Raw genomic sequence first — 255 nt, 5'->3', positions numbered from 1 at the left:
CGTGCTGGTCATGGCAACTACCGAGAGAGCCCAGGAGACGACGGCCGGTAGCGAAGTGCCGGTAGTCGGCGCACTGGTCCGTGACACCGCCACCAACAAGGACGGCGTGTACATGGGGCAGTGGGCCGGACGGCACATGATCCGGCCCCTGGGGGGTGGCCTGGAGTGGGACGCCACCAAGGTGCGCCCCTTGACCGCGCGGGAGGAACTGAGCGCCCGGCTCGCGGTGAAGAACTCCGGGAATCGGTGGGGGAA

1 protein-coding gene is annotated in these 255 nt (G+C 68.6%); it reads left to right on the top strand.

What is annotated here, in order from left to right; translation table 11 throughout:
• Positions 1-55 precede the first annotated feature (55 nt).
• On the top strand, positions 56-255 hold a 200-nt coding region (locus GFH49_RS01715; protein ID WP_230396108.1), incomplete at its 3' end, for a hypothetical protein.

This window comes from Streptomyces blattellae (assembly GCF_009709555.1).
Taxonomy (GTDB): domain Bacteria; phylum Actinomycetota; class Actinomycetes; order Streptomycetales; family Streptomycetaceae; genus Streptomyces; species Streptomyces blattellae.
This window is presented reverse-complemented; position numbering and strand designations above follow the sequence as displayed.